The sequence below is a fragment of the uncultured Amaricoccus sp. genome (genome assembly GCF_937858865.1).
GTDB lineage: Bacteria > Pseudomonadota > Alphaproteobacteria > Rhodobacterales > Rhodobacteraceae > Amaricoccus.
The window spans coordinates 1-1,138 of the sequence record NZ_CALLYO010000131.1; the positions used below are offsets into that span (position 1 = coordinate 1).

Sequence of the window (1,138 nt, forward strand, 5' to 3'; positions counted from 1 at the left end):
GGGTCGGCGGGCGGCGCGGCGGCGCCGCCGGGGGCGCCGGCCTCCAGCCGCGCGACGAGGCCGGCGGCAGCCGCGGCGATCTCGGGCAGCGCGGGCGTCGCGCTCTCCCAGGCCCGCACCCGGCGGCCGAGCTCGCGCACGGTGGCGCCGGCGTCGCCGCCGCTGGCGAGGAAGGCGGCGATCACCCCGTCGAAATGCGACAGCGGCCGCACGAACCAGGCGTTGACCGCCTCGCGCAGCGCCGGGTCGCGCCTCATGTCGAGGGCGATGAACGGGCTGAAGCCGTAGTATTCCGCCAGCGTCCGCCCGGCGATGGCGCCGAAGGCCGGCGATCCGGCCATGAGGGCGTCGCGCGCGCTCTTCAGCCGGACGACCTGCGGCGCCTCGGGCGAGCCGGCGGCGGCGGAGGCGACGAAGCAGCCGCCGCCGCTGCCTCCGCCGGAGTCGACGCCGGAGCAGCTCGGCACGACCTGGCCGTTGCCGGCCCCGAGGCCGCCGGCGTGATTGTTCGGGTCGCGCAGGGTGAGGCCGACCTGGGCGCGGAAGCCGTTCTCGTCGGTCTCGGCCTGGAACTCGGGGTTGGCGGTGTCGAGGGTGCCGTTGGCGATGTGGAAGGCGTGCGCCAGCTCGTGGTAGAGGCAGACGGTGCGCGGGAAGGAGATCTGGCTCCCGTCCGAGGCGAAGACGAAATAGGCGCTCTGCACGTCGTAGAGGATGCGGATGACCCCGGCCGCGTCGGGCGGGAAGGTCACCCCGGCAGCGGCGGTGATCGGCGTGCCGTCGGGCAGGACGAAGCCGGCTCCGACGGCGCCGAGCACGATGTTGGAGCCGATGCCGACCAGCGCGGCGATGCGCGTCTGGGAGGTGCCGCTCAGGCTCGGGCTGTAGGTGAACTGCCGGACCGTCGTGTCGCCCGTAACGACGGTGTCGCCGAAGCCGCCGTCGCAGCGGACGATCTCGACCATGTCGAGCATGCAGGTGTTCGAAAAACCGCCGAGGTCGTTGAAAAGTGGCACGGAACAATCTCCATCCACGAACAGGTGCTTGAAATCGACCGGAGCAGAAAGGCTCCGCAGCTCAAAAATCACTTGTGCGCATACGATACAGGCGAATCCGATTCGGTGCACGAGGAATCATA

1 protein-coding gene is annotated in these 1,138 nt (G+C 71.4%); it reads right to left on the bottom strand.

The features are described 5' to 3' along the window. Window positions 1-1,016, bottom strand: a 1,016-nt coding sequence (locus tag Q0112_RS03665; RefSeq protein ID WP_297971549.1) for a M91 family zinc metallopeptidase, incomplete at its 3' end; no start/stop codon positions are given. Window positions 1,017-1,138: the final 122 nt, after the last annotated feature.